Raw genomic sequence first — 21,096 nt, forward strand, 5'->3', positions numbered from 1 at the left:
ATGGAAATATGCGTTCTATTAATATTGCGATTATTTCAGGTTCACAGAATACCAGTCAATATTTAGCCAGGCAGTTGAGTGACCTTTTAGGCAAATATTTATCTTTCGTTCCTTTTTCGAAGGAAGAGTGGGTGAAGAATGAGACAGATTATGATCTCATACTACTAAGTACCCAGACGATCTTTACCCACCAGCCGCTCCTAAAAGTAAAAACATCTTTAGAGAGCATGGTTATCAGACGTACGCTGTTAAAATCCAGCTGGGACAAAGTCTTATCGATCCAATCCGGTAGCAAATGGCTGCTTTATAACGATGAACGAGAATCGGCAGAAGAAACTGTTTCTTTACTTTACGAGCTTGGAGCTAGGCATATCGAACTTATTCCAGCTTTTCCGTCTATGGAGAAAATCCCTTCTATTACAAGTGCAATAACGCCAAATGAATATAAAATTATACCTCCAAACATCACAGAGGTTATTAACATAGGGGAGCGGGTAATTGATGTAAGCACCATTGTCGATATATTGACTCGGTTTGACTTATTGCAGGAAGATACACAGCATATTGTTTCCGATTACACGAAAAAAATAATTACTCGAAGCCAGGGACTCCATGTCACGATGGAAGGATTGATAAAAACAACAAAGGTTCTTCAGCAAACCGTTAACATGGTCCAAGATGCAGTAATCGCCTATGACCACCAAAAGAATATCACGATATTTAACAAAGCTGCGGAAGAAATATTTGCTCTTTCCTCTTGGGAGGTGGCAGGAAGAGATATTCTTTCTCTTTTTCACGACGAAAAACTAACAAGAGAGACTTTAGACACTCCTTTTACAGGAGTTCCTTTTATAATAAGAAACCAACAGGTGATCATGAACCATATAAGTATTGAAAATGGGGAAGTAGAAACCGTTTCGGGAGGAGTTCTAATCCTTCAAGTTGCAAAGAAGTTAGAAGAACTTGAGTTAAAAATAAGAACCAAGTTGAAGACGTCCGGTCATCAGGCCAAATATACATTTCAGGACATTATTACAGAATCCGAAGAGATGATGATGCTGATCGATATGGCAAAAAAGATGGCTCAGAGCGATCTAAATGTACTTATTCTAGGAGAAAGTGGAACGGGAAAAGAATTGTTTGCCCATTCCATTCATCAGTACTCGACTCGTGCAGCATTCCCATTTGTTGCAGTGAACTGCAGTGCTTTATCAGAATCACTGCTTGAGAGTGAATTATTTGGTTATGAAGAAGGGGCATTTACAGGGGCCAGAAAAGGAGGCAAGCCTGGACTATTTGAGCAAGCACATCGAGGAACCATTTTTCTTGATGAGATCGGAGATATTTCCTTATCTTTTCAGAAACGGCTCCTTCGGGTTCTACAGCAAAGAGAAGTCCTAAGAGTAGGGGGAACAAAAGTGATTCCTATTGATGTGAGGGTTATTTCTGCTACAAATCGTAACCTCTTAGATTTCGTCAAAGAAGGGAAATTTAGAGCTGATCTATATTACCGCTTGAAGGTATTACCCCTGTCCATTCCACCTTTGCGAGAGAGAGGAAAGGATATCCTTCAACTAGCTAACTTTTTTCTTCGTCGTAACGGATGGAATAAGAATTTATCAGCAGCCGTGTCGGAAGTGTTTCTGCAATATCATTGGCCAGGAAACATCAGGGAACTACAAAATACTATGGAATACTTATCGATTATGAATAATGGTCATATTACAACTAAAGATTTACCGTTTCTTGATTCTCTTGCTTACAAACCCATGGCTACTACAAATGTGGATAAACCCCTAAGCGAATTTTCTAAACTGTCCAAAGAAGACTTAAGCCTATTTATTCTCCAGTCAATCCTCAGTGAAAGACAAAAAGGTAGAAGTATTGGCAGGCGAGGCCTATGGAATATAGCCCAACAGAGGACGCTGCTTACCAGTGAAACTGAAATACGTATTCTACTAAAAGAGCTTCATGAAAAGCAATGGATTAAGGTTGGTAAGGGAAGACAAGGATGCCATATAACAGAGAAAGGATTGTACCAATTACAAAATGGGGTAAACGGGATAAACAGGATTTAATGAACTCTTAAAACCGTTTATCCCATTAAATTAGAGAAAAAATCCCTTTGCATGGTTTAATAAAAGTTGGCATACTTTTTGCATTATAAGTTAGAGTATTCCTAATTGACGTAATATTAAGAAAGAGGTGAACGGTTTTAAAAAAAAGGGGAGATTTGATTTGAATAAAGAAGTTGTGCCGGCTTGCGACATTAAACATAAAGATTCTATTGAAGGGCTTGCCTGTGAACTTATTCGTATGGAAGCTACCACATCAGAACGTATTAATGCCTCCATTGGATATTGTGCAGAATGGCTAAGACAAAGAGGGCTTACTATAACTTTGTTGGAGAATCAGGGATTAATGAGCCTTGTTTGTATCGTAAATGAAGAGAGAGAGGGTCCTACTATTATACTAAACGGACATGTAGATGTTGTGTCAGCTGCCTCGGAAGATTTCAGCCCTCGGATTGAAGAAAGGAAGTTATTTGGGCGAGGAAGCTATGATATGCTGGGTTCCGTTGCTGCAATGATGCACGCTATGGTTGATTTGTCTAAAATGGACCTTCTGGTAAAAATCATGCTCTGTATAGTACCAGATGAGGAACGTGGTGGATTTGATGGAACAGGCTTCTTAGTTGACCAAGGATATCGTGGGGAAATTGCCATTTGCGGTGAACCTACCAATTATAAAATTGCTGTTCAAGCTAAAGGTGTACTGCAATTGAAGATGGAGGTTTCTGGCATAGCTGCTCACGGCAGTCGACCGTGGCTAGGGGAAAACGCGATTTTTAAGGCGATGAAATATTGTGAGGCTATTGAAGCTATCGAGCAAATCCAAAAGACCAATTTATTTTTTACACGCCCTTCCTTTAATCTCTCGAAGATTGAAGCGGGCAAGGGCATCAATCAGGTTCCTGATCAATGCACGTTCCATTTAGATATTCGATATCTACCAGGTGAAGAAGTAAGCGAAATCATAGAGCAAATTCAACGTGCTGCTCCCGATGCAAATCTGGAAATTCTCGCTCAAGGTGCACCTGTGCTGACGGATGAAGGTCACCCCTATGTAGTCCAGTTAAAACAAGTCACTGAACATTTTTTGAACCGGAAAATTGAATTCTTTGGTCAAGACGGGACTGCAGATACAAGATTTTACGCCAACTATGGAATACCAGCGATTGAATTTGGGCCGGTGGGGGCAGGACATCACGGTCCCGAGGAATACGTTGAAATCGAATCACTTTATAGCTTTAAGGAAATTTTAAAGCTATTTGCTATTAATCTAGTAAAAATGGAGGAGTAAAAGATATGAAATTAAAAAATAAAGTAGCAATTATTACAGGTGCAGGATCTGGCAACGGAAGAGGGATTGCTCTTCGTTTTATGCAAGAAGGGGCTCATATTGTTATCGCAGATGTGAATGAAAAAGGGGCTCAGGAAACAGCAGAAATGGCTCCGCAAGAATCTAAGGTATTAATTGTTAAAACGGATGTAACCAAAAAAGCGGATGTGGAACAACTGGTAGCGAAGACAATGGAGACGTTTGGAAGAATCGATATTCTTGTCAACAATGCTGGAATTGTTGGCTTCACTCCTTTTTTTGAACTTGGTGAAGAAGAATGGGATCGTATTCATGATGTGAATTTAAAAGGTCCGTTTTTCTGTACTCAGGCGATCGCCAAGGAAATGATCAACCAGGGAACAAAGGGTAGAATTATTAATATCACCTCAGTTGAAGCGCATGTTATTGTCTCCAGCAGTGGAAGCTGTCAGCCGCACTATAATACCTCAAAGGGTGGGCTTAATCTTTTGACAAAAGCAACTGCTTTTGAGTTAGCACGTCATGGCATTACAGTAAACAGCTTGGCGCCTGGGGTAGTTCAAACACCATTTACTGAACAAGGACTTAAGATCCCACAAGTGAGGGATTGGATCATCGAGCGTCTTCCGGTTGGAAGAGTTGGACAACCGGAAGATATTGCCAATTCAGCGCTATTCTTAGCACTTGACGAATCCAGTTATATAACAGGAACGACACTGTTTGTTGATGGCGGTTGGACCATTCAATAAGTTCATGGGAGAACAACTTCTCCCATGATGAACTAAAACACAAGGAGGCATATAAATCATGATAGATCTCAATCGTTTACAGGATATGGTTGTCAAGGGACATATTGAAACCGTTATTATTGCAGCTGCAGACATGCAAGGGAAGCTTTTCGGAAAGCGTGTTACTGCAGACTATTTTTTAGAGTCAGCTCAGAAGGGAATTCACGCCTGCGCGGTTAATCTTGTTTGGGACGTCAGCCTCGATTTTCAGGATAACTATGAATTTTGCAGTTTAGACAATGGACTCCATGATATGGTGATCAAACCTGACATGTCAACGCTAAGGCTCTATCCGTGGTGTGAAAAAACGGTCCTTGTTTTAGGAGATTTACAAAATAAGGATCAGACTGAAATTTCAGTTGCTCCCCGTACAATCTTAAAAAGGCAAATTCAGCGCGCAAAGGATTTCGGATATAAAGTGAACGCTGCGAGTGAACTAGAATTCTATTTATTTAAGGAAACTGAAGATACATTGCGAGAAAAAAACTATCATCAGCTTTCACCGCTGTTCCCTTATCCTGTTGATTATTCAATTAATCGCCTCACACGTGACGACAGGTTTCTAAGCAAGATTACTCGCCATTTGACGATGGCAGGCATACCTGTGGAATCCATCAAAGGGGAATGGGGCAAGGGACAATACGAAATTAACTTAAAATACTCGGATGCACTTAGGATGGCAGACCATACAGCCGTATACAAAAATGCCGTGAAAGAATTGGCTGCCATGGATGGTTTAACGGCAACTTTCATGGCCAAACCAGTAACTGATGACTCCGGAAGCAGCGGACATACTCATATTAGTTTGTGGGATTTACAAAGTGGGAAAAACTTATTCTATGATCCGTTGCAAGAGCACGGCATCTCGAATACTGGACGCTATTTCCTAGGCGGTGTAATGGAATTAGCTTCAGAGTTCATGCTTTTTTATGCGCCTTATATCAACTCTTATAAGAGGCTGATTGCAGGAATGGGAGCACCCAATACGTTAACATGGGGAGTAGACAATCGCACAACCTCTTTCCGCAGTGATGGAAAAGAGAAATCGATGCGCCTTGAAAACCGTGTACCAGGAGCAGATGCTAATTTTTACCTAGTTATAGCAGCATGCATTGCTTCAGGACTCTATGGAATTGAAAACAAGATTGAACCACCTGCATGTACAACAACGAACGCATATAACCTAAGCAATATAGGGTCTCTGCCGCTTAACCTTATGGAGGCTGTAGAACGCTTAGACCACAGTGAACGAGTAAGAGCCTTGCTGGGTAACGATGTCGTTGATCACTATCTAACAGCTGCAAAGATGGAAATTCAGGGTTATTTATCTGAAGTAACTGACTGGGAGCGAAGAAAATATTTTGAGTTTATTTAATATAGAGGGAGAGGAAGTAATGCTAAGAGCTACGGATGGGAATTTTATGTGGATTAATGGAGAGAAAGTAACGGCATCTAAGGAGATGGATGTCATCAATCCAAGCACAGGCAAGATTATAGGAAAGGTTCCAGATGCAGATGAAAGCCAAGTGGATCAAGCCATTACTGCAGCTTCCGATTCCTTTGAAAAATGGGCAGAGCTTCCGGCTGATCAAAGAGCTGTTTATCTTCAGGCGTGGGCCGATAGGATTTTAAGAAACCAAGAAAAACTAGCCCGTCTTTTATCTATGGAACAAGGGAAGCCGCTAAACGAAGCGATGGGAGAAATATATGGGACCCAGCTCATTATTCGATGGTTTGCCGAGCAAGGCAAACGGGTGTATGGGGAGATTGTCCCTTCTTCTCAACCGGGTAAACAGCTATACGTTCTTAAAAAGGCGGTAGGAGTAGTAGGGCTGATTACGCCATCTAATGTTCCAGCTGCTATCTTGGCAAACAAAGTTGCTCCAGCGCTAGCTGCCGGCTGTACGGTAATTTTAAAGCCTGCTGATCAGACGCCGCTCATTGCCATTGCTCTTATAGAAGAATTGATAAAAACTGAAATCCCTAATGGGGTTGTCAATATCGTGACAGGTAATGGTAAGCTGATTGGAGATCAATTAGTTAAAGATGAGCGCGTGAAGAAGATTGCATTTACTGGTTCTACACGAGTTGGCAAATTGATTATGGAGAATGCTGCCTCACATATTAAACGGTTAACACTAGAATTAGGCGGTAACTGTCCAATTATTGTGTTCCCAGATACAGATATTGAAAAAGTTGCGGATGCAATTATTGCTAACAAATTTGAAAACTGCGGACAGGTTTGTAACGGAATCAATCTCGTCTATGTTCACGAAACCATTCATGATGCATTGATTAATGCCCTTCAACAAAAAATGTGTAAACTAACTTTCCGGTTAGACGGTCAATATGAAGGTGACGTAGGTCCTATGATTGATGAAGGATATAGAATGAAAATTCAGGATTTAGTAGACGATGCCTTAGCAAAGGGAGCGACAATTCTGGCTGGTGGCAACTGTGTAGTTGAAGAACCGTACCGTAACGGATACTATTATCAGCCCACCCTATTAAGCAGAATCACACCAGAGATGAACCTCACAAAGAACGAAATTTTTGGTCCCATTCTTCCGGTGATGGCGTTTCAAGAGGAGGACGAAGTTTTACAGGGCTGCAATGAAACGCCATATGCTCTAGCTGCATATGTCTATACAAAAGAAGCAGCTCGAATGCATAGGTTAATGGCCCGTTTGGACTTTGGAAATGTTGGTGTTAATACCACTTCTTTAGCGTGTCCTCAAGCACCATTTGGAGGAACAAAAGAAAGCGGATTGGGAAGAGTCGGAGGACATCAGGGACTTGAAGAGTATTTAGAACTTCGCTATGTAGCATTGTTACCTGAATAGATTTTAAAAAGGGGAGGATGTTGAATGGAATTAAATGAACAAATTCAAAACCCTGTTGCTTCAGAACCAGGAAGGAGTGCTGGGGTAGGGTATAAACAGGAACTGAATCGGGCCTTAACCTAAAAGATTTAATAATATATGGGGTTCTGATGCAAAAACTTCAAGACAAATACAATTAATCTCTAAATCTTTGATACTATTACTCTAAAATAGGTGCATGATCAGTATGATGCATACTGTATAAACTTTTAGTTTATATGAAAGCCGTTAGGAGAGACTAAAAATCTTTCAACTTCCTAAAATGACAAAATTCCCAATGAATTATAAACACTGTAAATACCTAACCGATTATAATAATACTTTTTAAAAAATAGGCTAGGTGATGATCTAGTTATTTAAAAACCACACTAAGACATGTTGTCCCCAATGTGATTTATTATTACAAATAGAAACAATCAGAGAACGAATGATATCTACTGCCCTTAAAAATGGCTTTATAGATTTCCAAACGATAGAGCTAAGTCAGAATCTAGATCAGCTCTTGAATAGATTAATATCAACTGATTCTGGACTAAATTGCACAGCTATTTAGTCCTTTATTTTTTCTTCAAGATGTATCTATTATACAAAACGGTTCTGGTGAAAAAATTTAAGACACTTGCAATGAATCTCTAAATCTTGGGCATACTGATACTATCAGTCTAAAAAAAGGATGTGTACCTGTATGAAACAGAAATGATTCTTCTCACAGTAAGATGGTACATACGGTACAACCTGAGTTTTCGTGATTTGGTGGAAAATGGAGGAACGAGGCTTATCCATAGCTTACACAACCATTATGCGGTGGGTCCATCAATATGGTCCTGAGCTGGATAAGAGAGTCCGGTGTCACTTCAAACAAACCGATTCTGTTGGTCGGAACTAACTATATTTGAAGAACGGTTCCTGTGGTCTTTCTAAAAATTTATGACAGGATGTATGATGAGGCTCTAAAAATTGATTTAATCTCAACTAAAAATAATATATTCTTATAAAAATTGAATTTATTTCCACACCCGTTATAATAATAAATAGGAATTTGTAAGCGAACACACTGTATAATTTTAATTCTTGTAAAAAATAGGAGGAAATCATGGGAAGATTAGTTCATTTCGAAATTCATGTGAATGACATGGAACGGGCAAAGAAGTTTTATGGAGAGGTATTCGGATGGTCATTTCAAGATTGGAGTGATTATGCAGGAATGCCTTACTTTGGAGCAGTAACTGGCGATGAGAATGAACTTGGGATCAATGGTGCTTTGATGCAGCGTCAAAGTGCTCCGCCGGAAACAAACCAAGCTTTAAATGCATTTGCTTGTACAATGGGAGTGGAAAATTACGATTTAACGGAAGCTAAAATTATGGAGAATGGCGGCAAGGTCGCAAAGCCCAAATATGCCCTGCCTGGAATGGCGTGGCAAGGATACTATATTGATACCGAAGGCAATATATTCGGAATTCATCAACCAGATGTGAATGCAAAATAGATTCGATAATAGGTGATTTAAAACATGAAATTACAAGACACGGCAGGCATGCTTGAAAATGTACGCAATATCTGTCTTGCGCTGCCCGAAGCTGTTGAACTTATTGACGGTTTCGGTCACAATACTTTTAAAATCAATGGAAAATCCTTCGTGATTTCAGGTGAAAGAGAGAAAGGATTCAGCTTATCTTTCAAGTCAGATCGGGACACTCAAGAGTTATTGCTACAGAATGAGAATTTTTTCAAAACACCGTATATAGGACATCACGGTTGGGTCTCTATTCAAAATCCGGATAGGGAAGACTGGGATGAATTGACCGATCTAATACAAGAAGCCTATTTACGGGCGGCACCGAAGCGTTTGGTTAAGAAATGGAATGAGTTGCATAAAAAGTGAAGTAAGGCGGATGATCTGCCTTTCTTCACTTTTACGGAAGGGTGTATGGTCAAAGTGAATGTTGAATCTTTTTTATCTGAAAACATTAAAGCGGCACTTAAGAATGATCCGCCCGGTGCATGGATGCCAGATCTTCCAGATGGTTGTATTCGCTTGAGTTCAGGCTATCCGGATCCTGCTCTCGTTCCTGCTGAGGAGCTCAAGGGAGCAGTAGTAAGACTTCTTGATGAGGAGCAGGATTTGCCGCTCCATTATCTCGGAAGTCCACGTATTGCAAGACTGAAGCAGCAACTCCAGATAAGACTGGCAGAGCGTGGAATTTGCGTTTTGGAAGAACAGCTTTTGATTACATCAGGAGCTTGCCAGGCGATTGATCTTATTGCCCGCATTCTCCTTGATGATAAAGCGGTCGTAGTGGTGGAATCTCCCACCTACATGGAGGCTTTAGAGATTTTTCAAAACTATACGAAGCAAATTATTAGTATACCTATAGATGAACACGGACTCCAAACATACCGATTAAAAGAAATGCTGGATGAAAGGAAACGTACAGGTCTCCCCCTCCCGCGTTTTCTATATACCATCCCATCCTTTCAAAATCCAACTGGGACGACTATGACAACTGAGCGTCGGAAGCATTTATTGGAGCTTTCCATCGAGTTTGATTTCCTCATTTTAGAAGATGATGCATACGGAGAATTATCCTTCGATAAAAGTCCGCTGCCAATAAAATCTTTTGATAAACGCGGACGAGTCCTTCACGTGGGTTCATTATCCAAGGTTGTGGCGCCAGGAATGCGAATTGGATGGATAGCAGGAGAAAGTGAATTCATTAAGGCTTTAGAGTGGTTTAAAAAAGATTTAGACCATCCATTTGCTCAAAGTACAATGGCTGTATACTTAGAAAACACCGATCTTGAGAAACGACTCGACCTTTTAAAAGATGTGTATCGTACTAAATGTACTGCGTTAATCCGTTCGATGGAACAATTTCTTCCAGAATCCGTTTCCTGGTATGTACCAGATGGTGGTTACTTTGTATGGGTGAGGATTCCAGGTGTTGATACGTCGCATTTATTATCACAAGCTTTAGCTGAGGGTGTTTCATATGTTCCAGGGAAATACTTTTTCTTGGATCAAAAGGATGGAATCGAGTTTCTCAGGCTCTCGTTCAGTTATGCCAATGAGAAAGAAATAATCAAGGGAATTCGAAGACTAGGACAGCTTATCTCATCTGTTTATCAAAGATAGTCCTGAAGGATTGTTAGTTAGTTGTGTTAATCATTGCAATGATTAACACTCTAAGCTATTTCGAAGCTTTTTTGAAAATGAATTTGAATACGCCTACTTCCTTAAAGGAGGTAGGTTTTTTGATAATGAAAGGATTCTTTATCTCTTTCGCGATGATTTTATGGACAAATGCTTTCATTCTTTGCGTAAACGAAACCATTAGTATTGCGAAGCACCGGCCAAGATTATAAGAAAAATTCCGAGTAAACTTAGCAAAATCTTCTTAGTTTTACTCATAAATCCCCCTTTCTTTAACACCTAATTTCATTATTTTCCATATTATCCTAACGTTTGTGTAGCATATAAAGATCCTAAAAATATTAGAATATATGAACTTGAAAGTCTAAGAAATTTGAGAGACCTCATGAATATTAGCAGTTTTGTTTTCTGTGCTTTGTGAAACTATTTGAATCCCTCTACATAATAGAAATATTTTGATACAATATTTTAGTAAAGAGGACCTCAAAGGGAGCGATTTTCTTGGATACTTTTCAAAGAGAAATGAATCATAATCGAGATGAATTCAGAAGAACTAGATGGACAATGCATCGTGAACAAGTTACAGGATTATTCGATGCTGTTTTTTTGAAAAAAGGTTTAGTTGATAACGTAGCAATATTTGGTGCAGGCAATTGCGATGATCTAGATCTTGACCATCTTGCGACTAAATGTAACTCCATTTATTTATTCGATATAGATATAGAAAGTATGAAAAAAGGTACGAAGCATTTTTCAGAAAGTACTCGTAATAAAATCAAACTGATTGAATTCGATGTAACAGGGTTGAATAAAATAGATTTTGAACATAAGCTTTCTTTTTTGCTAGAGCGCGGGGAAAAAGCCGATGATATTGTAAGATTTCTGAAAGATACTGAGAGTCAGTTAGGTCAGATAGCGGATGGAGTTTTCGCTGATTATATTAATCATTTTGATATCGTTGCAACATCCGCAATTTATACCCAATTATTTTATAATTGGGCAATAGATACACTTTCTGAATATGAGCACCAATATGAGAGGGAAGAAATAGAAAAGATTAAGGATGGCTTTCTTGACTTAAGAGATCAGATTGTACTTACCTTACATCACTCAATTTCTAAATGTTGCGTTGAAAATGGGTTTTATATTACATGGTCTGATATTTTAAAGATAGAGCCTGAGTATATGGATACTTTTAATAAAGGGCTTAATGCCATCTTTGCTTTAGCTTCTAATGTAGGGTATGGTGCAGCCCTGATTGGAATAAAAGATTTTATGGAAAAAGTGGATAAAAGTGAACTATCCCTTAGATATTGGCCATGGGACTTTAATGAAAATAAACAGTATTTGACTATGGGGCTTATTGGGAGGTTTCAACAGATTTAATAGTTGAAATAAAAAGAAGAAATTTAAAAGGATAGATAAAGCCATCTCATAGGCTTTATCTATCCTTTTCTAGTAAGAAAAAGTCTTCCTTCAAACATTTCAAAGTAAAAAGGAATACCACTCTGCAGGAGATTTAGTTTTGTGTGAATTGAATTCTATAATTCGTATTGCGAGTTAGAATATTCCTGTTCAATAGAGGTTACATGTAGGTGGATATCAATGCTTGCTTTCTCTATATCCTCCTTTATTATGCCTCAACTAATAGGTAATTTTACCACTGGATAATTTGCGAATAAGACATAATCATATGAAAAGTATAAAAAATCGATGAAATTTTTAACTTTTTGTCTAATGTATATAATTCCTAATGTAGATATAATGAAACTACTGAAAACTGAATATTCAAAATTGAGGTCCTTGGAGGTATCGGACGAGTGTAAGTATTGTGAGAATACTAGTCAGCATTATTTTGGTTATGAAAAAGGGATTTACAGATCAGAAATAAGGTTTTAAATACTGTCTCTTTAAAAGCGAAGTTCAATAAGGGGTGTGTTTATGCAAGCTGATATTGTGTTCATTAACGGAGAAGTTATTACAGTTGATCAAAGGAATAAAGTAGTCGAAGCGGTAGCGGTGAAAGGGAATCGTATCTCAGCAGTTGGTTCAAACCGAGAAGTTAAGGACTTTATCGGAGAAGAAACGAAAGTGATTGATTTGCAAGGAAAGACACTACTTCCAGGATTTATTGATGCTCATATTCACCTTATTTTATACGGGGTTAATCAGTTGGCAGTAAGTTGTAAAGATGAGCATATCAAATCTATAGAGGATTTGTTAAATGATTTGAAGGAGAAAGCATCAACCATCCCAAAAGGTGAATGGATACGTGCTTGGGGATTCAATGAGACGGTTGTGAAAGAAAAGCGTTATCCAACAATAGCCGAGTTGGATGCAATTTCAGTCGAACATCCAATTATAGTATCCCGTACATGCAGTCATATAAGCGTGGTTAATAGCAAGGCGTTAGAGATTGCCAAAATTAATGAAAAATCTGAAAATCCTACAGGAGGGATTATTGAAAAGGATAAGACGGGAAGGTTTACAGGCAGATTAATTGAAACAGCAAATATGATAATGACTGAGATTGCAAGTTATACAGAAAGTGAACTTATGAAAGCAGTGAAAATTGCGTCAGAGCATTTCGTTGCAGCAGGCATAACAAGTATTCATGAAGCAGGTGCTTATGGTCCTGAGAGTTTCCGTTTACTTCAACAAGCTGTTAAAAGTAAGGATATTCGTGTTCGTATATATGCAATGATTGGTTCATTAAATAATTCTCATGAATTTGTTAATAAAATGGTAGAAGCAGGTGTAGTAACCGGTACCGGGGACGAAAGATTCAAAATTGGACCGGCTAAATTATTTACAGATGGAAGTAGTACTGGTCCTACGATTGCCACTCGTGAGACATACTCCAGTGACCCTGACAATTTTGGCATTCTTTATTATAGTGAAGAAGAAATCTATCAAGTTTTAGGACAAGCACATAAAAAAGGCTATCAAATCACTGTGCATGCTCAAGGGGATAGAGCGATTGAAATGTATTTAAATTGTGTAGAAAAGGCGTTGGAGGAATCACCAAGAAAAGATCATCGCCACAGAATTGAGCATGCGGGGATCTCATCGCCAGATTTACAAGAGAGAATGAAAAATCTCGAACTCATCCCTATCCCAAACCCTCCATTTCCTTATGAATTCGGGGATATATATATCCAACACTATGGTAATCGAGTCAACCACATGTATGCTGTTCGTGATTTTATTGATAATGGCATCATTGCAGCAGGTGGTTCAGATGCTCCAGTTACTGATTATAACCCTTTATTAGGTATTCACGTTGCTGTTAATAGAAGAAGCCAATCTGGTTCTGAAATAGGTGTTGCTCAATCGATTAGCGTAATGGAAGCCATTAAACTATACACTTGGAATGGCGCCTATACGAGTTTTGAAGAAGATATTAAAGGCAGCATAGAGGTAGGCAAGTTGGCAGATTTCGTGGTTTTAACTGACAGTATTTTAAAAGTTAACCCGCTTCATATTAAAGATTTACAAGTAGAATCAACGATTATAGATGGTGAGATTCTATATATAGAGAATCATTAGTGGAAATATAATCTATCGTAGTGGGTCCTTCACATTACTTTTTCACTGCAAGGGTAGTATTCTCACTGCAAGGATTTCCCAAAGAGCTTACATTTTTTTTAAAAGTGAAAAGCCGAAAAAATCGCTTTAAGAAATTTAGCAGTTTATTTGAAAGGGGATATGCTCTATGAAAAAACAAAAATTATTAATTAATGGTGAAAGGCTAAGTAAAACACTTGAAAAATTTGCGGATTTTGGACGAACAGTAAACAATGGAGTCACTCGCCTATCACTGACTGAAGAAGATCGTTTAGTTCGTGATTACTTTTGCTCTTGTTGTGAAGAATTGGGAATGACCATTAAAGTTGATGATTTGGGGAATATTTACGCTACTTTAGCAGGAATAGAAGACAAACCGCCGATTGTAATGGGTTCACATATGGATACAGTAAAAAAGGGTGGACGGTTTGATGGCATCTTAGGAGTAGTTGCTGGTTTAGAAGTTGTGCGAACCCTAGTAGAAAATAATATCAAACCCAAAATTCCGGTTATGATTGTTAATTTTACTAATGAAGAAGGAGCTAGATTTGAACCTTCTATGATGTCATCGGGAATTCTTTCAGGAAAATTCGAAAAAACTATTATGCTGCAAAAAACAGATAGTGAGGGAACTACTTTTGAAGAAGCATTAAATGCTAGTGGGTATGCAGGTGAAGTAGAGTCTCGTTTAAAAGAAGCTACAGCATTTTTAGAGTTGCATATTGAACAAGGACCTATTCTTGAACGTGAATCACTAACCATAGGTGTTGTTGAATGTGTGCTTGGAATGGTTTGCTATGAAATCGAAGTAACAGGGGAATCTGATCATGCCGGAACCACTCCTATGAATATGAGAAAAGATGCTTTCTTTACTACGAATAGCTTAATCACAGAGGCTCGTCAAAAACTGGGTATGCTTGACGACGATTTAGTTTTTACGATGGGAAGGGTAAATGTGTTTCCTAATATTCATACGGTTATTCCAAATAAAGTTATTTTCTCGTTAGAAGCTAGACATAAGGATCCAAAAACTATTAGGCAGGTAGAGGAAATAATTGAAGGACTTACAACACCAGGTTCAAAAGATGGATGTGAAATCCAAGTAACAAAATTATGGGACCGGGATACCGTTTGGTTCGATAAGTCAATCTGTGATTTGTTAGAACAATCTACTAATTCATTAGGTCTTTCATATAAAAGAATGGTAAGTGGAGCTGGTCATGACGCCCAGTTCATAGCTAGTTACATTCCAACTGCTATGGTTTTTGTCCCAAGTATTAACGGTAAAAGTCATTGTGAAGAAGAGCTTACCACATGGGAAGATTGTGAAAAAGGAGTAAATGTGATTTTAGAAACTGTACTTGCCATACTGTCTAAATAAGAATTCTTAGTAAGAATAATTAAAATAGAATTGATTTGTAATTTGTTTGTTGTATGGATTTAAGAACATAAAAGGGTGACTAATGTTTATCCATCATACCATCAGTAATGGATAAAAGAATCCTTACTGATGGTGATTCATAATCTAAAGATTAACTATTGAACCTACGAATTACAGGGAGGGTATAATTTGAATGCTATTAAGCTATTGCTCTGGGTACCATTCATAGGGTTTTTAGTTTTTCTGCCCTATGCAAATAAAATAGAACCTTACATATTAGGAATGCCTTTTTTGTTATTTTGGGTTGCGTTTTGGATGGTGATGGCTTCGGTTATTTTAATGATTGTATATAAGTTCGATCCTGATAATAAAGGAAGTGATCTAGAATGAATATCTCATTATTTATTATTGCTATCTTCTTAGTTCTAGCACTTTATTTAGGGATAAAAGCAAGAAAAGGAAAGGATATGGATATGGAGCAATTTGCCGTAGGCGGCAGGGGCTTCGGTACATTCTTTATTTTTCTACTAATTGCAGGTGAAATTTATACAACATTTACGTTTCTTGGTGGAAGTGGATGGGCTTACTCAAAAGGAGCAGCGGCTTATTACGTTCCTGCATATATATTCTTAGCCTATGTACTATCTTATTGGTTAGTGCCCAAAATATGGAGATATTCAAAGCAACATTCAATTATTTCTCAGCCAGATTATTTTGCATCAAAATACAGCAGTCGTTCAATGGGGATGTTAGTGGCTGTTTTGGGAAGTTTGGCACTTGTACCTTATATAGTTATACAACTCAAAGGGTTAGGGATAATTGTTTCAGAAGCTTCTTATGGAGCAATTTCACCAGTTGCAGCTAGTATAATAGGTGCTATCGTTGTAACAACTTATGTAATGATATCAGGTATTCATGGCTCAGCATGGACCGCTATACTTAAAGATTTTATGATATTGGTAGTTGTAATATTTTTAGGTATTTATATTCCGTTCCATTACTTTGGAGGAATTCAGCCAATGTTTGAGACGGTTCAGTCTGCTAAACCTGAAATGCTAATCTTAGCTGATCAAGGGTTGAGTCAATCCTGGTTTATCTCCACGGTTTTGTTAAATGCTTTAGGGTTTTATTTATTACCACAAACATTCATGGTTGTTCTTTCGTCAAATGGAGAAAGAACGCTTCGTAAAAATGCAATTGCTTTACCACTATACACCTTGTTATTGCTCTTTGTTTTTTTCATAGGCTTTGCAGCTATTATGGAAATCCCGGGTTTGCAAGGGGCTGATGGAGATCTTTCGCTTTTAAGATTAGCGATACAAACATTTGATCCATGGGTAATCGGATTAATCGGAGCTGCAGGCTTATTGACCGCTCTAGTTCCGGCTTCCGTTATGCTAATGGCTGCATCGGTAGGGCTAACAAATAGTTTTTACAAAGTTTTGGTTCCGGCAGCTAATGAGAAACAACAATTAATTGTCTCAAGATTAATAATAATAGGTATCTCAATCATTGCCTTAATCGTAACGGTAACAGGTGGCGAAGCGCTAGCCATCTTGAATATCATGTCATATAGTTTAATTACTCAATTAGCACCTGCATTATTTTGCAGTTTACCAAAAAGCAATATAATTAATAAATATGGAGCAATTGCTGGGATATTTGCTGGAGTGCTTATTGTTTTATATGCGACAATTTCAGGTGTGAAAATAGCTACATTTCTGCCGAATATACCACACGTAATTAATGACATCAGTACAGGTGTAATAGCGTTGTTAATAAATATAATAGTAACGTTTATTGTAAGTGGACTAACTAAAAACATCACTATTCATGGTAAGCAAATGAATAATATGAATAAAAGTAATATTTCCTAATTCCTACTCTAGTTTGAAGTTGTCATGTCATACACTATCGTTGAAATGGTTAACTAGACCAAGGAGGGCTTTGGGCATATAAATGAAATTAATGATTATATCATTGCTACAAAAAGAAATAAATTGGGAGGGGTTCTGTGAAAGTCAAAATTACTGCTTGTCAATTTCGTGTAGAAAAAGTAGCATCGTTTAATGAATTCCAGAAACAAGTAGAAGACTTAATCAATCAAGTTCCCGAAAACTCAGATTATATTATTTTTCCTGAACTGTTAACTATCGGGTTATTAGCGACTTTTCCGGATCAGAATGCTTCGTCATTAATCAAGATCGACGAATATACCACTCAATATAAAGAACTTTTTAGTTCGATTTCAAGAAAAAGAAAGCAGGTTATCATTGCAGGCTCACATCTTGAATGTCGTGAAGATGAGTACTTTAATATTGCATACATTTTTGATAAAGATGGATCTTATGTTGAACATAAAAAAACTCATATCTTTCCTGCTGAAGCAAATTGGCAAACCTCTGAAGGGAATACACTTGAAGTGTATTCTATGGGTCCGGTTAAGATTGGCATAGCTGTGTGTTATGAAGCTGAGATACCAGAAATATCAAGAATACTAAGTGTAAACGGAGCAGACATTATTTTCTGTCCATCATACACTTTTACTGAGGCTGGTTTTTGGAGAGTACGCCATTGTGCTCATGCACGTGCGATTGAAAACCAAGTATATTTTGTTCATTGTCCTACTGTTGGTGAACCAGGAGACCCCCTACCTAATGGATATGGGCGTGCAAGCATATTAAGTCCTTGTGACAAAGCTTGGCTAGCCAATGGGGTAGTAGCTGAAGCAGAAGTTAATAAACATACAGTAATTACCGGTACAGTGGATATTGACGAACTCTATGAGAATCGGAAAAGTGGTGCAGCAACAACATTTAAAGATAGAAAGCGCCGTAAAGATGTTTATACAAAGTATGAGCCTTATATGCTGCTGAAATAATGTACAACATATTTTGTTAAATAGACTCTATTGTTATGGTAATGTAAGGCTGTCGAGAAACCCTCGACAGCCTTATCTATTTGTTGAGTTGATTCACATGATGGCTTATTTATTCACACAGCCTATTCTTGATAATTAAAGAGAATGTCCCAGGTTTCTGGACCAACAATTCCGTCTACTTGCAAACCGAATTTTTTCTGGAATTCCTTCACTTTGACTTGAGTTTTTAGTCCGAAAATACCATCCACTTTAATTGATCCCCCTGCGTCATTAAGCCGCGCTTGAATTCTAGTCACATTCATACCTCGATCTCCAATTTTAATAACATGACCTGGATAAGGAAACTCGGTTTGATAAAGTGCAGTCCAAGTGGACGGTCCAACTATCCCATCTGTGTTCAAATGTCTTCGCATTTGAAATTCTTTGACCTTCTTAAGCGTAATCGAACCAAAAATGCCATCCACTGAGATTGGGACGTTGTTCTTGTTTAATTGGTTCTGTACTTTCCTCACTTCAGGTCCTTGATCCCCGTATTTTATGACATGACCCGGGTAAGGATCACTTGCATTTACATAATGAGTGATGTTGGATTTGACAGCCGTTGAGGCTTCAGTCATTGTAGGGAGTAAAATTTGAAGTGCTATGAATCCAGCTGTAGACACTCCTATTAAGGATTTTTTCATGCTCATACCCATTTCCTCCTTAAATATTAAAATGGTAAACATAACACAGGTATAACCCTTGTTTCCTTTTTACATATTTTGTATATAATGTAATTATATACTCTATTGAGTTCTGATGCAAAAAAATTCAGGACAAATGCAAGTATTCTCTAAATCTTAGACATAATGATACTACTACTGTACAAAATGTGTTGGATCTGTATGGAAAACCAAAATTGTTTATAGTAACATTATCACCCAAACATGGATTGCTAACAGTGAGATGATACCCACGCGGTACGAATTGAGCTATCGTAATGAAGTTGAAATGATGGAAGTACGTGGCTTATTAATGGCTTACTCAGCAATAAATATACCTGCTTTCACAATGATATAGTAATTTGATGTTGTTAAGTTTTTATATTCAATGTCATAAGATTAATTTTATCATAATAATATATTCCTCAAATTATAAACAAAGTTAAGGTGAGGATACTTGCTATGTCAACCTTTTTACAATTGAATACACTATTTATTAATATCTTAATATAAGCATTTCCGTTTGTGTTAATCGATGTTTTTGTGGCTGAAAAAATAAAGATGTTTGTTAGTGAAGAAATGGTTGGGAAAGTAGTGCCGAAGACAACCTAATACAGTAGTTATTACGGAGATGAAGATTATTAAGAGTTAAGGGAGGAAGAATTTAAGGCACTCTCCACAAAAAAAGAGAGTATGGTTTTAAATGATAAAAACTACCTATAAGGATTAGATATCCTATATAATTTCCCAGGTAACTTTATGGACAAAACTATTGAGTTTTATGGTATTACATTTTATGGAGAAGCAGTGAGTGCTAAACTGCTCTCTGTAATATGATTCCGAGTTATACATTATATCGCTGATTTAGGGGGAATTATCCTCAATTTATTACCAGCCATTCAAAGCAACTATTTCGTATCTCATAGCCCAAGATTGGAATACACTTGAAGATTCTGACAATCCTTACACCTATAAAAAGTATTAAATTGCTGGAATTTAAAATGCAGAAACATAATAAGTACAAATTACGGTCTTTTGATTTAACGAAAACGTAAAAAACATCGGTTAAGATGACAACATTCATAGTCATCCTACTGATGTTTTTATTAAAAAAGCTCAATAAAAATAATCCGGATTTTGACCGTATAGGTTACAGGATGTTATTGATGAATAGGATAAACATCCGACAAATTCTCAAATAAAAATAATCTTAATATAGTAATTTATTATAATCGTAATCTTGAGCCTTTAAGGATATATTTTGTACTAATACTAAACAAGTTCGTTCAAAAACTTCAATACTTTTTATCTTCATAATTTCAAATCAAGTACTATTATTTATTTGATAGTTTCTAAGTACCTCTCTAAATCCTTATCCATAATAAAAACTTCGATTCTTTCACCTGTTTTAGTGCTAATATCACTATGGGAGGAAAGAACCTTGCATCCAGTATGATCTTCAACTATTTTTTCGTAATCCTTGGTGTACATTTCACGAAGAAGCGAACGCATTTTTTTTACAAGTTTTTTGCCGGAATTGTGACTGACAAGGTGCTTTTCTTCCACTGTCAGAACACCTTTAAAACGAGTAATCAACATGTCATTAATTAAATATGTTTTGGCTTCCTGTGGTCCTCTGCCAATAAGATCACGCTGGAATTTAATAAATGCTTCACTTATTTCAGCCTCAAGTTTCTTTTTAGAATTTAACATATTGCCTCCATTTTATCTCAGGAATTTATGGGGTTTATCATAATGCCCAATCTAAGTTCTTGTCAATATGAGTTTGTAAAACTTTAGAAAAATCCGTAATATATAGGATTTAAGAGTAAATAAAGGTTTTTATGGATAAATTTGATTGAAATGGACTTATATGAATGAATTTGAAGTTTTTTCGAGATTTAATGAGGTTTACAAACCTTTAATGGTGAGCGTAGAATAATCCTCATAAATAACAATTTGATATCGGCCAAATCTCAAGTAATTGAGAACGGAGGACCCACTATTATTGGGGTTAATTCTGCATTTGCAGAAGGGATGAGACACTCTTTCGCCATCCTACCCGTCAGCTAACTTCGTCGGCTAAAGCGAAGGAGGTCATTAGACCACCTTAATTCAGGAGGCTTTTTTTGTTGTGATTAAAGCAAAAAAGCAACCTGTCATTTCAGTAGGTCTTTTTATTATGCCTATAAATGAAAAGGTTTCTTGGAAGACTGATCGCAGAGAGAGCTGTATAGCTTGCTAGGCGTTAAGTAGACCAATGAGTACTTTTTCTCCAACAATATGTTTGTTTGTGCAAGTCATTCTTTTTTCCGCTGCGTGAATGTTTTTTACGCTGCTGGAATCTGAATAGAATTTGCA

The 21,096-nt window shown here is 37.4% G+C and carries 17 protein-coding genes, 2 pseudogenes and 1 riboswitch; of the genes and pseudogenes, 17 read left to right on the forward strand and 2 right to left on the reverse strand.

Annotated elements, in window-relative coordinates:
• The first annotated feature begins 8 nt into the window (after positions 1–8).
• The 16 genes and pseudogenes from JFU50_RS23610 to JFU50_RS23685 all read left to right on the forward strand — a co-directional run bounded on the left by JFU50_RS23610 (position 9) and on the right by JFU50_RS23685 (position 18,034).
• Positions 9–2,078 carry a sigma-54 interaction domain-containing protein gene (locus JFU50_RS23610; protein WP_201224403.1) on the forward strand — a complete coding sequence of 690 codons (2,070 nt, stop codon included), beginning with the start codon at positions 9–11 and terminating at the stop codon, positions 2,076–2,078.
• 160 nt (positions 2,079–2,238) lie between these two features.
• The gene (locus JFU50_RS23615; RefSeq protein WP_201224404.1) at positions 2,239–3,363 is read left to right on the forward strand and encodes a M20 family metallopeptidase; all 1,125 of its coding nucleotides are present in this window, start codon (positions 2,239–2,241) and stop codon (positions 3,361–3,363) included.
• A 5-nt stretch (positions 3,364–3,368) separates the two neighbouring features.
• A complete protein-coding gene (locus tag JFU50_RS23620; RefSeq protein ID WP_201224405.1) occupies positions 3,369–4,130 on the forward strand; it encodes an SDR family NAD(P)-dependent oxidoreductase in 762 nt (253 codons plus the stop codon).
• A gap of 58 nt (positions 4,131–4,188) precedes the next feature.
• A complete protein-coding gene (locus JFU50_RS23625; protein WP_201224406.1) occupies positions 4,189–5,544 on the forward strand; it encodes a glutamine synthetase family protein in 1,356 nt (451 codons plus the stop codon).
• Positions 5,545–5,563: 19 nt separating this feature from the next.
• Positions 5,564–7,012 (forward strand): NAD-dependent succinate-semialdehyde dehydrogenase, encoded by a 1,449-nt coding sequence (locus tag JFU50_RS23630; RefSeq protein WP_201224407.1) that lies wholly within the window; start codon positions 5,564–5,566, stop codon positions 7,010–7,012.
• A 445-nt stretch (positions 7,013–7,457) separates the two neighbouring features.
• A complete protein-coding gene (locus JFU50_RS23635; protein WP_201187843.1) occupies positions 7,458–7,604 on the forward strand; it encodes a Spo0E family sporulation regulatory protein-aspartic acid phosphatase in 147 nt (48 codons plus the stop codon).
• A 143-nt stretch (positions 7,605–7,747) separates the two neighbouring features.
• Positions 7,748–7,931: pseudogene (locus JFU50_RS23640) on the forward strand (IS6 family transposase); the annotation flags it as partial.
• Positions 7,932–8,144: 213 nt separating this feature from the next.
• Entirely contained in the window at positions 8,145–8,540 is a 396-nt protein-coding gene (locus tag JFU50_RS23645) for a VOC family protein (RefSeq protein ID WP_053346158.1), read from the forward strand.
• A gap of 24 nt (positions 8,541–8,564) precedes the next feature.
• A complete protein-coding gene (locus tag JFU50_RS23650; protein ID WP_201224408.1) occupies positions 8,565–8,936 on the forward strand; it encodes an MmcQ/YjbR family DNA-binding protein in 372 nt (123 codons plus the stop codon).
• Between the two features lie 54 nt (positions 8,937–8,990).
• The gene (locus JFU50_RS23655) at positions 8,991–10,187 is read left to right on the forward strand and encodes an aminotransferase class I/II-fold pyridoxal phosphate-dependent enzyme (RefSeq protein WP_201225169.1); all 1,197 of its coding nucleotides are present in this window, start codon (positions 8,991–8,993) and stop codon (positions 10,185–10,187) included.
• 519 nt (positions 10,188–10,706) lie between these two features.
• The gene (locus tag JFU50_RS23660) at positions 10,707–11,591 is read left to right on the forward strand and encodes a hypothetical protein (RefSeq protein ID WP_201224409.1); all 885 of its coding nucleotides are present in this window, start codon (positions 10,707–10,709) and stop codon (positions 11,589–11,591) included.
• 555 nt (positions 11,592–12,146) lie between these two features.
• Entirely contained in the window at positions 12,147–13,754 is a 1,608-nt protein-coding gene (locus JFU50_RS23665) for an amidohydrolase (RefSeq protein ID WP_201224411.1), read from the forward strand.
• 166 nt (positions 13,755–13,920) lie between these two features.
• Entirely contained in the window at positions 13,921–15,153 is a 1,233-nt protein-coding gene (locus JFU50_RS23670; protein ID WP_201224413.1) for a Zn-dependent hydrolase, read from the forward strand.
• A 189-nt stretch (positions 15,154–15,342) separates the two neighbouring features.
• Positions 15,343–15,543, forward strand: a complete 201-nt coding sequence (locus JFU50_RS23675) for a DUF3311 domain-containing protein (RefSeq protein ID WP_053346153.1) — start codon at positions 15,343–15,345, stop codon at positions 15,541–15,543.
• Positions 15,540–17,030, forward strand: coding sequence for a sodium:solute symporter family protein (locus tag JFU50_RS23680; RefSeq protein WP_053346152.1), 1,491 nt, complete (start codon positions 15,540–15,542; stop codon positions 17,028–17,030). Before JFU50_RS23675 ends, JFU50_RS23680 begins: the two co-directional genes overlap by 4 nt.
• Positions 17,031–17,167: 137 nt before the next feature.
• A complete protein-coding gene (locus JFU50_RS23685) occupies positions 17,168–18,034 on the forward strand; it encodes a nitrilase-related carbon-nitrogen hydrolase (protein WP_201224415.1) in 867 nt (288 codons plus the stop codon).
• A gap of 122 nt (positions 18,035–18,156) precedes the next feature.
• On the opposite strand, the gene JFU50_RS23690 is transcribed toward JFU50_RS23685, so the two are convergent.
• Positions 18,157–18,723: a peptidoglycan-binding domain-containing protein gene (locus JFU50_RS23690; RefSeq protein ID WP_201224417.1), complete on the reverse strand. Its 567-nt coding sequence runs from the start codon at positions 18,721–18,723 to the stop codon at positions 18,157–18,159.
• A gap of 474 nt (positions 18,724–19,197) precedes the next feature.
• On the opposite strand from JFU50_RS23690, the pseudogene JFU50_RS32045 reads away from it, so the two are divergent.
• A pseudogene (locus JFU50_RS32045) lies at positions 19,198–19,338 on the forward strand (permease); the annotation flags it as partial.
• A gap of 735 nt (positions 19,339–20,073) precedes the next feature.
• Here JFU50_RS32045 and JFU50_RS23695 read toward each other — a convergent pair.
• Entirely contained in the window at positions 20,074–20,448 is a 375-nt protein-coding gene (locus JFU50_RS23695) for a DUF2294 domain-containing protein (protein WP_056523721.1), read from the reverse strand.
• A gap of 244 nt (positions 20,449–20,692) precedes the next feature.
• Positions 20,693–20,834: riboswitch (cyclic di-AMP (ydaO/yuaA leader) on the forward strand.
• Positions 20,835–21,096: the final 262 nt, after the last annotated feature.

Origin of the sequence: Peribacillus sp. TH14, assembly GCF_016651145.1 — a bacterium.
Classification (GTDB): domain Bacteria; phylum Bacillota; class Bacilli; order Bacillales; family DSM-1321; genus Peribacillus; species Peribacillus butanolivorans.